This is a genomic window from Nocardia sp. NPDC024068 (assembly GCF_040638875.1).
In the GTDB taxonomy this organism is placed as follows: Bacteria; Actinomycetota; Actinomycetes; order Mycobacteriales; family Mycobacteriaceae; genus Nocardia.
Genome location: NZ_JBEZYU010000001.1, coordinates 458,574 through 471,191, shown reverse-complemented (window position 1 = coordinate 471,191; position 12,618 = coordinate 458,574). Strand labels below are relative to the sequence as shown.

Annotated in this window: 11 protein-coding genes; 5 read left to right on the top strand and 6 right to left on the bottom strand. The window is 69.2% G+C overall.

The window, feature by feature from the left end; translation table 11 throughout:
* Nucleotides 1-111 precede the first annotated feature (111 nt).
* The 3 genes from AB0F41_RS02025 to AB0F41_RS02015 form a co-directional block, all read right to left on the bottom strand.
* Nucleotides 112-1,176 carry a tartrate dehydrogenase gene (locus AB0F41_RS02025; RefSeq protein WP_357420806.1) on the bottom strand — a complete coding sequence of 355 codons (1,065 nt, stop codon included), beginning with the start codon at nucleotides 1,174-1,176 and terminating at the stop codon, nucleotides 112-114.
* Nucleotides 1,173-2,645 carry an NAD-dependent succinate-semialdehyde dehydrogenase gene (locus tag AB0F41_RS02020; protein ID WP_357420805.1) on the bottom strand — a complete coding sequence of 491 codons (1,473 nt, stop codon included), beginning with the start codon at nucleotides 2,643-2,645 and terminating at the stop codon, nucleotides 1,173-1,175. Before AB0F41_RS02020 ends, AB0F41_RS02025 begins: the two co-directional genes overlap by 4 nt.
* Nucleotides 2,646-2,760: 115 nt before the next feature.
* A complete protein-coding gene (locus AB0F41_RS02015; RefSeq protein ID WP_357420804.1) occupies nucleotides 2,761-3,726 on the bottom strand; it encodes an endonuclease/exonuclease/phosphatase family protein in 966 nt (321 codons plus the stop codon).
* Nucleotides 3,727-3,978: 252 nt separating this feature from the next.
* Between AB0F41_RS02015 and trpB the strand changes: the two genes are divergently transcribed.
* The 5 genes from trpB (at nucleotide 3,979) to AB0F41_RS01990 (ending at nucleotide 9,369) form a co-directional block, all read left to right on the top strand.
* The gene (gene trpB / locus AB0F41_RS02010; RefSeq protein ID WP_357420803.1) at nucleotides 3,979-5,220 is read left to right on the top strand and encodes a tryptophan synthase subunit beta; all 1,242 of its coding nucleotides are present in this window, start codon (nucleotides 3,979-3,981) and stop codon (nucleotides 5,218-5,220) included.
* Nucleotides 5,221-5,482: 262 nt separating this feature from the next.
* Nucleotides 5,483-6,946 (top strand): DHA2 family efflux MFS transporter permease subunit, encoded by a 1,464-nt coding sequence (locus tag AB0F41_RS02005; protein WP_357420802.1) that lies wholly within the window; start codon nucleotides 5,483-5,485, stop codon nucleotides 6,944-6,946.
* An 80-nt stretch (nucleotides 6,947-7,026) separates the two neighbouring features.
* A complete protein-coding gene (locus AB0F41_RS02000) occupies nucleotides 7,027-7,854 on the top strand; it encodes a mycofactocin-coupled SDR family oxidoreductase (protein ID WP_357420801.1) in 828 nt (275 codons plus the stop codon).
* Between the two features lie 151 nt (nucleotides 7,855-8,005).
* Nucleotides 8,006-8,479, top strand: coding sequence for a hypothetical protein (locus tag AB0F41_RS01995; protein ID WP_357420800.1), 474 nt, complete (start codon nucleotides 8,006-8,008; stop codon nucleotides 8,477-8,479).
* A gap of 104 nt (nucleotides 8,480-8,583) precedes the next feature.
* Nucleotides 8,584-9,369: an IclR family transcriptional regulator gene (locus AB0F41_RS01990; RefSeq protein ID WP_357420799.1), complete on the top strand. Its 786-nt coding sequence runs from the start codon at nucleotides 8,584-8,586 to the stop codon at nucleotides 9,367-9,369.
* Nucleotides 9,370-9,396: 27 nt separating this feature from the next.
* Here AB0F41_RS01990 and AB0F41_RS01985 read toward each other — a convergent pair whose 3' ends face one another.
* The 3 genes from AB0F41_RS01985 to AB0F41_RS01975 are packed head-to-tail and all read right to left on the bottom strand — an operon-like array spanning nucleotide 9,397 to nucleotide 12,562.
* Nucleotides 9,397-10,389, bottom strand: coding sequence for a D-glycerate dehydrogenase (locus tag AB0F41_RS01985; RefSeq protein WP_357420798.1), 993 nt, complete (start codon nucleotides 10,387-10,389; stop codon nucleotides 9,397-9,399).
* A complete protein-coding gene (locus AB0F41_RS01980; RefSeq protein ID WP_357420797.1) occupies nucleotides 10,386-11,324 on the bottom strand; it encodes a hydroxymethylglutaryl-CoA lyase in 939 nt (312 codons plus the stop codon). Before AB0F41_RS01980 ends, AB0F41_RS01985 begins: the two co-directional genes overlap by 4 nt.
* Nucleotides 11,321-12,562, bottom strand: coding sequence for a CoA transferase (locus tag AB0F41_RS01975; RefSeq protein ID WP_357420796.1), 1,242 nt, complete (start codon nucleotides 12,560-12,562; stop codon nucleotides 11,321-11,323). Before AB0F41_RS01975 ends, AB0F41_RS01980 begins: the two co-directional genes overlap by 4 nt.
* Nucleotides 12,563-12,618: the final 56 nt, after the last annotated feature.

The window sequence follows — 12,618 nt, the reverse complement described above, 5'->3', positions numbered from 1 at the left end:
TGGGAAGATTCGATTCGCGATGCCGGTATCCGAGCAGTTCGGAAGGTGTTCTTCTGTCGGAGACGGGTACCGGGTGCGGCCGTACGGGTAGCCGGCCGCCCCCGGCCCGGCTCAACTCGGCAGCAGCAGCGCGGAGGCCCGGTCGGCGATGGCGTCACCGACGTCGGTGGTGGTGGCGGTACCGCCGAGATCGGGGGTGTACGGCCCGCCGGAACCGAGAACCTCGGTCACCGCCCGGTCGACGGCCGCCGCCGCCGAATGCTCGCCCAGATGGTCGAGCAGCATGGCGCCCGCCAGGATCTGCGCCACCGGGTTGGCGATGCCCTGACCCGCGATATCCGGTGCGCTGCCGTGCACCGCCTCGAACATCGAGGGAGCGTCGTGGGCCGGGTTGATATTGCCCGACGGCGCCAGCCCCAGCCCGCCGGTGACGGCGGCGGCCAGGTCGGAGAGAATATCGCCGAACAGGTTCGACCCGACGATCACGTCGAGCCGGTCCGGATGCAGCACGATCTCGGCCGCGAGCGCGTCCACATGCATCTGCCGGGTCTCGACCGCCGGATATTCGGCGGCGATCCGCTCGAAGATCTCGTCCCAATAGGGCATCGAATGGATCAGCCCGTTCGATTTGGTCGCCGAGCACAGCCGGCCCGCGCGTTCGGAGGCACGCTCGAACGCGTAGCGGATGATCCGTTCGCAGCCGACGCGGGTGAAGACCGATTCCTGCAGGACGAATTCGTCGGGGCGGCCCGGATTGTGTTTGCCGCCGATCTCGGAGTACTCGCCCTCGGAGTTCTCCCGCACGATCAGCAGATCGAGATCGGCGGCGTCGCGGTCCCGCAGCGCCGATGTGGTGCCGGGCAGCAGCCGTACCGGGCGCAGGTTCACGTACTGCCCGAACGCGCGCCGCAGTGGAATCAGCAGCCCCCACAGGGAGATATGGTCGGGGACGCCCGGAAAGCCCACGGCGCCCAGCAGGATCGCGTCGAAGCCCGCGAGGCGTTCGGGGCCGTCGGCGGGCATCATCGCGCCGGTGCGCAGATAGTTCTCGCAGGACCAGTCGAACTCGGTCCATTCGATACCGGGCAGTACCCGGTCGAGAACTTTCACCGCTTCCGCCGTCACGTCGACGCCGATACCGTCGCCGGGGATGGTCGCGATCCGATAAGTTCTCACAGAGTCACTCCGATGTATTTGATCTCGAGGAATTCGTCGATTCCGACCAGGCCGCCCTCGCGGCCGAGACCGGATTCCTTCACCCCGCCGAACGGTGCGGCCGGGTTGGACACCACGCCCTGGTTCAATCCGACCATGCCGGTGTCGAGTGCTTCGCAGACCCGCAGTCCGCGGCGCAGGCTTTCGGTGTACACATAGCCCACCAGACCATAGGGGGTGTCGTTGGCGCGGTCGAGGACCTCGGCCTCGGTATCGAAGGCGGCGATGCTCGCGACCGGGCCGAAGACCTCGGTATGGCAGATCCGGGCGTCGTCGGGCACATCGACCAGCACCGTGGCCGGATAGAAGTTCCCCGGTCCGGTCATCGGCTCACCGCCGACCAGGGCGCGGGCACCGCGTTCCCGGGCGTCGGCGACGAGTTCGGTCACCTTCGCCACCGCGTCCTCGTCGATCAGCGGTCCGACGACGACTCCGGGTTCGGTGCCCCGGCCCAGCGGCAGCGCGGCCATCCGCGCGGCCAATCGCTCGGCGAATTCGGCGACCACCCCGCGCTGGACGAAGAACCGGTTCGCGGCCGTGCACGCCTGCCCGATATTGCGCATCTTGGCGGCCATCGCGCCCTCGACGGCCGCATCCAGGTCGGCGTCGTCGAAGACGAGGAACGGCGCGTTGCCGCCGAGTTCCATCGAGGTCCGCATGACGGTCCGCGCGCACTGCTCCAGCAGCAATTTGCCGACCGCGGTGGAGCCGGTGAACGACAGTTTGCGGGAGCGTTCGTCGAGAATCAGCGGTGTCATGAGGCGTCCGGGGTCGGAGGTGGTGACCACGTTGACCACCCCGGCGGGAACCCCGGCCCGGTGCAGGATCTCCGCCAGCGCCAGGGTGCACAGCGGGGTCTGCTCGGCGGGTTTGACCACACTGGTGCATCCCGCCGCCAGCGCCGGGCCGATCTTGCGGGCGCCCATGGCCATGGGGAAGTTCCACGGTGTGATGAGCAGACTCGGCCCGACGGGCTGTTTGGTGACGAGGAAGCGGGAGCCGCCGCCGGGGGCGGGCATGTAACCACCGTCGAGCCGGACGGCCTCCTCGGCGAACCAGCGGAAGAATTCCGCGGCGTAGGTGATCTCGCCGCGTGCCTCGGCCAGCGGTTTACCCATTTCGAGGGTGGCGACGGTGGCGAGGCGATCGGCCTCGTCGAGCAGGAGGCGGTGAGCGCGCATCAGGATATCGCTGCGTTCGCGTGGCGGTGTCGCCGCCCAGCCGGCCTGGGCGGCCGCCGCGGCGGTGAGTGCGGCCAGGCCGTCGTCGGGGGTCGCGTCGGCGACCGAGCACAGCGGTTGCCCGGTGGCCGGGTCGAGTACCGGCAGGGTGCTCGCGGTGGTACGCCACTCACCGTCGATGAAGAGCCCGGTGGGCACGGACTCGATGGCGGCGCGTTCCTCGGCGGTGAGTGTGTCTTCCGTGAGCATGGCGACTGCTCCTCCCTGTTGGCGGCCGGAGATGCCACGGCCATGATTGTCGACAATCCTACAATAGGGTGACCGCAGGATCGGCGTTACGCAAGGGCAGCCGTCGATTGCCTTGTCAGCGCGGTGGATCGAGGTGGATCGCCGCTACCAGGGCGCGGTGATCGGCGCCGGGAAGACCGGCCGTTTCCACCGCGACCGCGCGCCCCCCGGCCACGAGGATGTGGTCGATGCCCACGAGGGGCGGCCACCGCTTATCGGTGGGATAGGTGAAGAGATGTCCGGCGCCCGCCTGGGCCGCGGCATCGGCGAAACGCCCCGACAACAGGGCTCGGTACTGCGCGTGGTCGTAGGTCGCGTTGAAATCGCCGCCGGCCACCGCCGGGCGGTCCGCGGGCGCCCGGCCGAGGATGTCACGCAGCCGGGACAGCTCGTCGGCCCACTCCCGGATCCCGTACACCGGAGGGACCGGATGGAACGCGTACACCGAAACCGGGCCGGTGCCGGGGATCGTCGCGGTCGCCGAGAGCTGGTTCAGGACGAATCCGTCGTACTCGACGGTGTCCGACAGTGGATACGCGCTCCATATCCCGGTTCCGGTGGCGGTTCGCCCGGGAGAGAGGTGCCGGTACGGCAATTCACCGTCGAGACCCGCGCGCTCGAGGTCGGCGATCGCCGCCGGGGTGAGCTCGTTCACGGTGAGCACCGTGACGTTCCGGGCGCGCACCTCGTCGACGAGGGTGCGTGAATCGGCGCCGTCGAACAGTAGATTCGCCTGCATCACGATGATCGCGTGCCCGCCCGGGGTATCCGCCGCGCCCGCCGTACCGGCGTACAGCGGGGCCTGGGTCCAGACCGCGGTGGCGAGGACGATCGCGGCCGCCCCCGCACCGCCCCACCGGCGCAGCGCGAGGCAGCCTCCGGCGCCGATGAGAGCGCAGCACATCAGATAGGGCGCTCCCGAGGCGGCCAGAACGAGGATTCGAGCCGACGACCTGCTGAAATGCAACGCGACTCCGGCGGCTCCCACGAGGGTGGCGCCCCAGGCGAGTGCGCCTCCGACCCGGAGCAGTGTTGATCTCACGCGTACAGGTAAGCACACGATTCCACGGTCGCCCGTGATCATGACCCATCGGCGGGGGCCGGCCGAGACCCCCTCGCCCGCGGCCGATTCCGGGCGACTTCTCCTGGGCGGGAATTCGGGGGCCGCGAACATCCTGTAATAGGCCATATCTTGAGAACTGTTAACTAATTCGTTGCCGAGAGATGACCCGGTGCTCGTACCCGCGGCACAGACTGCTCACCAACGGATCGATGTGGAGAGTGTGGTTCCGGGATGGTCGCGCGTAGCGGAGTGGATGAGAGTTCGTGTCGTCGCCGGGAGCTGCCGGACGAACACGGTCGATTCGGGAAATTCGGGGGCCGGTATGTGCCCGAGGGGCTGATGTCGGCACTGCTCGAACTGGAAGCCGCCTACGATCGTGCGCGGGTGGACCCGGAGTTCACCGGAGAATTGCGTGAACTGCTGCGGACCCGGGTCGGGAGACCCACACTGCTGCACCAGGTTCCGCGTTTCGCCGCGGGCCTGGCGACACCAGGCGTGAAGGTCTACCTGAAGCGTGAGGATACGGCGCATACCGGATCGCACAAGATCAACAATGCGCTCGGGCAGGGCCTGCTGGCCCGGAGGTTGGGCAAACGCCGGGTCGTGGCCGAGACCGGTGCGGGACAGCACGGGGTCGCGGTCGCCACGGTCTGCGCCATGCTCGGCATGAGCTGCACCATCTACATGGGTGCGGCCGATATGGCCCGCCAGCAGCACAATGTGATCCGGATGGGGCTGCTGGGCGCGGAGATCCGGGCCGTGGAAGCCGGGAATCGGCGCCTCAAGGAGGCGATCAGCGAATCCGTGCGTGATTGGGTGACCAATCTGGATTCCACCCACTATCTGTTCGGGACCGCCGCCGGACCGGCCCCCTATCCCCGGATAGTGCGCGATTTCCAGACGATCATCGGCGTCGAGGCCCGGGCGCAGATGCTGGCGGCCGCGGGCCGGCTGCCCGATCATGTGCTCGCCTGTGTCGGCGGCGGGAGCAACGCGGTGGGTGCCTTCCATCCGTTCGCCGACGATCCCGGGGTCCGGCTGCTCGGCGTGGAGGCCGCGGGACGGGGCGTCGACACCGGTGAACACGCCGCCTCGCTGAGTGCCGGGCGCCCCGGCGAGATCGACGGCAGTTTCAGCTATCTCCTGCAGGACGACGACGGCCAGATCGCCGGAACGCACAGCGTCGCGGCGGGGCTGGACTATCCGGGCGTGGGCCCCGAACTCAGCCATCTGAAGGAAACCGGTCGCGTGGCCTACGCCGCCGCCACGGACGCCACCGCGCTGCGTGGTCTGCGGGCGCTGAGCCACAGCGAGGGCATCATCGCGGCGCTGGAGTCGGCCCACGCCGTCGGTCACCTTCTGGAACTCGACGATCGCCGGGAGCTCGAGGACGGTGCGGTGATCCTGGTGTGCCTGTCCGGACGCGGGGACAAGGATCTCGAGGTCGCCGCGCGCCGGTTGGAGATCGGCTGACCGTCCCCGCGCGGCGATGACTCCGGTCACACCCGGACCGCCACGGCGGTTGCCCGGCGGGGCGCTGACCGGCCGATTCTCTTCCCGGTCCGGGAATACGACGGCCGGAAAATCGATTGATCCGGTGAGTAGCCCAGGGAACACTGACCCGTCGCCGATGAGCGCGGCAGCGTTGTCTCGTCTGCCCTCATATGGCGTCCGGGCACGGCCGCCGCTGCCCGTTCCCGCCCATACCACTCGTTTCGCCACCCGGAGGTAGCCGATGTCCGCTCGATTATCCGTTCGCAAGACCGGGGGCGGCACTCCGGCGGTGGTCCGGCTGCTGGTGATCGCGACATTCGTGGTGATCCTCAACGAGACCATCATGATCAACGCGATTCCGCGGCTGATGCACGATCTGCAGGTCACCGAACGGGCCGCCCAGTGGGTGTCCACGGCGTTCATGCTCACCATGGCGGCCGTGATCCCGGTGACCGGCTGGTTCCTGCAGCGGGTCACCACCCGGCGGGCGTACGCGCTGGCCATGGGGGTGTTTCTCGCCGGCACCGCGCTGTCGGCAGTGGCGCCCTCGTTCGCGGTCCTGCTGATCGGGCGGATCATCCAGGCGGGTGGTACCGCGGTGATGATGCCGCTGCTGATGACCACCCTGATGACGGTCGTGCCCGAACGTGACCGCGGCCGGGTCATGGGCACTGTGACCCTCGCGATTTCGGTGGCTCCCGCCATGGGTCCGGTGATCTCCGGCCTCGTCTTGCAGGTGGCGTCGTGGCGCTGGCTGTTCGTGCTGGTGCTGCCGATCGCAGGCGCCGTCACCTGGTTCGGACTGCGCCGCCTGGAGAACGTGGGCGAACCCGAGACCGGCACCATCGACTGGATCAGTGTGGTCTTCGCGGCGCTCGGGTTCGGCAGTCTGGTCTACGGCCTGAGCCGTTTCGAGGCCGGCAGTGCGGCCGTGCCGGCGCTCATCACGGTGGCCGGGATCGCCCTCATCGTCCTGTTCGTGGCGCGGCAGCTGTGGCTGCAGCGCCATGGCACTCCGCTGCTGGATCTGCGGATCCTGCGGTCGGGCACCTATACCAAGGGCCTGGTCCTGATGGCGGTCGCGTTCCTGGCGATGCTCGGCTCGATGATGTTGCTGCCGCTGTACCTGCAGAATCTGCGCGAGCTGTCACCGCTGGAGACCGGGCTGCTGGTGATGCCCGGCGGGCTGGCGATGGGTCTGCTGGGGCCGCTGGTCGGCCGCGTGTACGACCGGTTCGGCGGCCGGATCCTGGTGATCCCGGGTTCGATCGGCATCACCGCCGCCCTGGCCGGGTTCACGCAGATCGCGATCGCCACCCCCTATTGGCAGTTGCTGGCCCTGCACATCCTGCTGATGGTGTCGCTGGCGGCGGCGTTCACGCCGGTGTTCACCCTGGCACTGGGGGCGTTGCCGGAGGATCTCTACTCGCACGGCAGTTCCATGCTGGGCACCCTGCAGCAGGTCGCCGCCGCCCTGGGCACCGCACTGGTGGTGACGGTGATGGCCACCCGCAGCAGTGCGCTGGTGGCAGCGGGTACCGACGCGGTGACCGCGCAGCTGGACGGGATGCGGCTGGCCTTCGCGGTATCGGCGGCGCTGTCGCTGGTCGTGGTGGTCACGGCCGTGCTGCTGCCGAATCGCTCGACCGCACCGGAGGTCCCGGCCGAATCCGGCGAACCGGAAACCGCACTCGTCGAGGCCTGATCCCGGCGTTCCGGCCATTTTCGGCACCGACAGTCATTAGTCTTTCGGCGAGTACCGGGCGAGTAGTGACGGAGATGGCCATGGGCACAGTGGACGGCAAGGTCGCGTTCATCACGGGGGCGGGCCGGGGCCAGGGGAGATCCCATGCGGTGCGGCTGGCGGCGGAAGGTGCCGATATCGTCGCGATCGACACCACCGCCGGGGCCGCGACGGTGCCCTACCCGCTGGCGACCGCCGCGGATCTGGCCGAGACCGCACGGCTGGTCGAGGCGACCGGCCGCCGGATCGTCGCCCGGGACGCGGATGTCCGGGACTACGGGGCCCTGGAGGCCGCCGTGGCGGCGGGCGTCCAGGAATTCGGCCGACTCGATATCGTCGTGGCGAACGCCGGAATCTCCAGTCCGGCGCCGACCCTCGAGATGAGCGAGGACGCCTGGGACGAGATGATCGATATCAACCTCACGGGGGTGTGGAAATCCCTCAAGGCCTCGGTCCCGCATATCGTCGCGGGCGGTCGCGGCGGATCGGTCGTCATCACCAGCTCGGTGGCCGCCATGGTCGCCAACCACGGCCTCGCCCACTATGCGGCGGCCAAGGCGGGTCTGGTGAGCCTGATGAAGGTGCTGGCCAAGGAACTGGCTCCGCAGAACATCCGGGTCAATACGATCCACCCGGGCACGGTCGGCACCGATATGGTCTACAACGAATCCACCTACCGGCTGTTCCGGCCGGATCTGGAGAATCCCGGCCGCGCCGATTTCGAGGCGGTCGCGGCGAAGATGAACAAGCTGCCGGTGACAGCGTTGGACGCCGACGATATCTCGAATACGGTGCTGTTCCTCGTCTCCGACGCCGCGAAGTACATCACCGGCACCACCCACGTCGTCGACGCCGGAAACGCGCTGTAGGGGTTGCGACTCCGGTTGCCGGGTAACCGGGCCCATGGCAGCCACCCCGCGGTGTGCCCTTCCGGGCCGCCCCCGCGAGTGTTCGCGGACGGCGCGGCGCGTGAAGGTGGCGCGGGAGGCGACGTTTCCGGACGAAAGGGCAGGTGGAAACATGTCGGACAAGGGTTCTCGGATACTGCGCGGGGTTGTCGCGGCGGTCTTCGGGGCGGCGGCGGTCGGGGTGCCGATGGCGGCGCCGTCGGCCGGGAGTACGGCAGTGGCGAACGCGGCGGTGGCGCCGGTGGTCCGGCTCGACCTGCTCGGCGAGCCGACCACAGCGTCGGCGAACACGGTGCCGGTCGGATGCACCTTCATGCTGGAGGCGCAGGTGACACTGCCCGACGGCAGTCCCGTGGAAAAAGGCACGATCCAGTTCTTCCACCGCCGGCCCGGTGGCGGCGATGTGCTCCTCGGCGAGGTACCGGTGCAGTACGGGAGGGCGAGCATCCTGTGGACCCCGGAAGCGTTCGGCGGCAACGGGCTCAGCGCGGGTTACGCCAACGGGCTGCCCGATGTCCTTCCCGCCTCCGCCGGCATCCAGGTGACAGCCCGGCCGGGGCCGCGGTTCGGCACGCTCTGTCTCTGACCGCCGGGTCTCTGACCGCCCGCCGGGTATCCGGGTTACCGGCAGGACCGGATACCCGGCGGCCCCGGTCCCGCGCCTGTACCGCGCGGCGTAGATTCTGCGCTATGGCGAGGGATGAGGGTGCGGCGTCGGGAAACCACCAGCCGCTGCTGGTGCTGGGGAAGATCACCGAGATCCTCGATGCCTTCACCCTGGCGCGTCCCTCGCTGACCCTCGGGGAGATCCAGCAGGCCACCGGATTCCCCACCTCCACCGTGCAGCGACTGGTCACCAATATGGTCGCCCAGGGGCTGCTGGACCGGGCCGGTGACCGGATCCGGATCGGGCTGCGGATGAGCTACTGGGCGGCCACGGCCGTGAAGGGGCTGGATCTGCTCGCGATCGTCGACCCGGTGCTACGGGAGATCCGCGACGAAACCGGTGAAACCGCCTGCGTCTTCCGCACCGATCACGGGTTCCGCGTCTGTGTGGCCATCGCCGAGACCCGGCACGCGCTGCGCCGCGATATGTATATCGGCAAGATCATCCCGCTCTACGCCGGTTCGGCGGGCCGGATCCTGCTGGCATGGAACCCGGAACTCGCCGAGCAGGTGCTCGCGGCGCCGATGGAGCCCCTCACCGAGGGCACCGTGACCAGCCCGCAGGAACTGCGGGCGCTGATCGACCGCGCGAAGGCCGACGGGTACGCCATCAGTGCCGGGGAACGCGAGGATTCGGCGTCCGGTCTGTCGGCGCCGATATTCGACGCGAGCGGCGCGGTACTCGCCGCGCTGACCATCAGCGGCCCCACCATCCGGATGCCACAGGAGCGTTGCGAGGCATGGGTGGACCTGCTCGTCGGTTACGCCGAACAGGTCACCCGCACCCTGGGCGGCCGGAGCCCCGCCTGATCCGGAAGCCCCGCCCGATCCGGAAGCTCAGCGCGCCATCGCCTCCGGGTTCACCGGGTACGGCGGGAGTTCGCCGTGCGCGAGCGCGATCGCGTTCTCCGCGCAGCGGCGGGCCATCTCGGCGCGTACCGGGACGGTCGCACTGCCGACATGGGGCAGCAGCACCGTGTTCGGCAACTCCGCCAGACCCGGCGCCAGCCGGGGTTCGTCCTCGTAGACGTCGAGCCCCGCCCCGGCGATGGTGCCGTCGCGCAGGGCCGCGACCAGCGCGGTCTCGTCCACGATCGGCCCCCGCGCGGTATTGATCAGAATCGCCGACGGTTTCATCGACCGGAGCACGGATTCGTCGACGAGGTGGCGGGTTTCGGGGGTGAGCGGGACGTGGACCGAGAGGAAGTCGCTTTCCGCGACGAGATCCGGCCAGGACAGATGCCGGACCCGGCCGGCGAACTCGCCCAGTTCCTCGTCGTCCACCGGCCGGTCGCCGGGCGGGCGCGGGCAGAAGGCGACCGTCATCCCGAACGCGAGGGCGCGGCGGGCGGTGGCGCGGGCGATCCGGCCGAATCCGGCCAGCCCGAGCGTGCGCCCGCTGACATCGTGGCCGAGCAGTAGTTCCGGCTCCCAGCCCTGGAACCGGCCGGCGCGGACGTACGCGTCCGCCTCCACACACCGCCGCGCGACCGCCAGCATCAGCAGGACGGCGATATCGGCGGTGGCGTCGGTGAGGACACCCGGGGTGTTGCCGACCACGATGGAATTCGCGGTCGCGGCCTCGATATCGATGTTGTTGTAGCCGACGGCGAAATTGCTGATCCCGCGAATCTTCGCCGACGCCAGCAGCGGCGCGTCGAAAACGTCGCGTAACTGTGCCACCACCACCTGGTAGTTCCCGGAGGCGCAGGCCCGCGCGAGTTCCGCCGCCGACATCTTCTCGGCCAGGGTGACGGTGCCGGCTGCTTCGAGTAGTCGCATCCCGGGGTCCGGCAGCGCCGTGGTGACGAGGAAATCCGTGGCGCTCAAGCGGTTTCGCCGATCACCCATTCGAAGGCGTCGGCCTTGGACCGCGCGCCCTGGGCGGTTTTCGAGCGATTGGGTTCGCCCAGTTCGGCGAGCAGGGTCTCACCCGTGCGCACGAGTACGGCCAGCGCGTCCGGGGTGAGCCAACCGGGCCGGGTGGCGAACAGCAGATCCTCGGTGGCCGTGTTGCCGCTGGCGCCGGGGGCGAACGGGCAGCCGCCGAGTCCGCCCAGCGAACCGTCGACCATGGTCGCGCCCGCGTCGATGGCCGTCAGGGTATTGGCCACGCCCAGACCCCAGGTGTCGTGTCCGTGGTACAGGATGCGCCGCGGCGGGGTCTCGTCGCGGACCGCCCGGATCAGCCCGCGCACCTGTGCGGGTACGGCCTGGCCGAGGGTATCGCAGATGACGATATCGTCCGCGCCGTCGGTGCGCGGGTCCGCGGCGATGCCCAGCACCCGCGCCGGATCGACGACACCCTCGAACGGGCAGGTGAACGAGGTGGCGATACAGAGCTGGATGGAACCGCCGCAGTCGCGGGTCAGCGCGACGGCCGCCGGCATGGCGGCGACGCTGTCCTCGGTGGTGCGGCCGATATTGGCCTTGTTGTGCGAATCCGTCGCGGACAGGCAGTACTGGAAATTACGGGCGCCCGCGGCGGCCGCTTTCTCGATATGCCGGGGCGTGGCCACCCACACCCAGCACCGGGCCAGCTCCTCCGGCGTGAGGGCCGCGATCACATCGAGGGTATCGGCCAGCGGGGGGACCAGATCCGGTCGCGCCATGGAACCGATCTCCAGTGCCGGGACCCCCAGCGCGAGCAGTTCCCGCGCGATCTCGACCTTGCGTTCGGTGGCCAGCGGTTTTCCGGTGAGCTGCAACCCGTCGCGCAGGGTGACATCGCGCAGTTGCGCCTCCGGCGTATAGGTGAAGGTCATACCGCAACCCCTGTCTCGGAAGTACCGGCGACGGCTTCGATCTCGTCGTCGGAGAGATGTAGTACCGAACCGAGTACTTCGCGTGTGTGTTCGCCCAGGTCGGGTCCGATTGTACGGATGGGCAACGAGGTGCCCCCGATCACCGGGACGATGCCGGGGAATCCGACCGTCCGCGGTTCCGGTGCCCCGGTATCGACCTCGAAGGACTGGATCATATTGCGCGCCGCGTACTGTTCGTCGGCGCAGATATCGGCGGCGGTGTAGATCGGGCCCGACGGGACTCCGGCGGCGTCGAGGATCTTCAGCGCCTCCGCGCGTGATCGGCCGGAGGTCCAGGCGCCGATCGCGGCATCGAGTTCCTCGCGGCGGTGCCAGCGCGCCGCGTTATCGCGCAGGCCGGGATCGGCGCCCAGATCGGACCGGTCGATGGTCTCCATGAAGCGCTGGAAGATCCCGTCGCCGTTACCGGCGATGATGATGCTGGTGCCGTCGTCGCACGGATAGGCGTTGCTCGGGGCGATACCTTCCATCCGCCCGCCGACCCGCTCCCGCCGCACCCCGTAGGCCTGATAGTCGGGGACCAGCGATTCCATCACCGACAGGATCGATTCGTTGAGCGCGACATCGATGATGCGTTCGGCCAGCGGGAGCGAGGCGTCGCTGCGCGCGCGCTGGAACAGGGCCATCACGGTGCCGAAGGCGGCGTAGATCCCGGCGATCGAATCACCGATCGAGACCCCGGTGCGCACCGGCGCGCGGTCCGGATCACCGACCAGTTCCCGCAGCCCGCCGACCGCTTCGGCCACCGCCGCGAAACCGGGCCGGGCCGACTGCGGTCCGGTCTGCCCGTAGGCCGAGATCCGCGTGATGACCAGATCCGGATTCGCCTGCTGCAGCGCCTCCGGGCCCAGCCCCCATTTCTCCAGGGTGCCGGGACGGAAATTCTCCAGCAGCACATCGCATTCCCGGGCCAGGTCGAGCACCAGGGCGCGGCCGCGCTCGGTCTTCAGATCGAGCACGATCGACTTCTTGTTGCGGTTGATCGTGCGGTACAGCATCGAGGTCTCGCCGTCGTACAGCCGCCAACGGCGCAGTTCGTCACCGGTGACGGGCCGCTCGACCTTGATCACCTCGGCGCCGAAGTCGGCGAGCATCCGGCCGGCCGTCGGCGCGGCGATGTAGTTGCCCAGTTCCAGGACACGGACGCCGGCCAGCGGCCGGATTGCCTGATCGCTCATCTCTTCCTCACGGTTGGGTGTTCCTCGGCCGGCTCCGTCGCCGGTTCGATATCGAC

Bases quoted from the DNA above. Each gene is read 5' to 3' on its own strand.
- AB0F41_RS02020 (WP_357420805.1), bottom strand. From the start codon at position 2,645: ATGCTCACGGAAGACACACTCACCGCCGAGGAACGCGCCGCCATCGAG.
- trpB (WP_357420803.1), top strand. From the start codon at position 3,979: ATGGTCGCGCGTAGCGGAGTGGATGAGAGTTCGTGTCGTCGCCGGGAG.
- AB0F41_RS02005 (WP_357420802.1), top strand. From the start codon at position 5,483: ATGTCCGCTCGATTATCCGTTCGCAAGACCGGGGGCGGCACTCCGGCG.
- AB0F41_RS02000 (WP_357420801.1), top strand. From the start codon at position 7,027: ATGGGCACAGTGGACGGCAAGGTCGCGTTCATCACGGGGGCGGGCCGG.
- AB0F41_RS01995 (WP_357420800.1), top strand. From the start codon at position 8,006: ATGTCGGACAAGGGTTCTCGGATACTGCGCGGGGTTGTCGCGGCGGTC.
- AB0F41_RS01990 (WP_357420799.1), top strand. From the start codon at position 8,584: ATGGCGAGGGATGAGGGTGCGGCGTCGGGAAACCACCAGCCGCTGCTG.
- AB0F41_RS01980 (WP_357420797.1), bottom strand. From the start codon at position 11,324: ATGACCTTCACCTATACGCCGGAGGCGCAACTGCGCGATGTCACCCTG.
- AB0F41_RS01975 (WP_357420796.1), bottom strand. From the start codon at position 12,562: ATGAGCGATCAGGCAATCCGGCCGCTGGCCGGCGTCCGTGTCCTGGAA.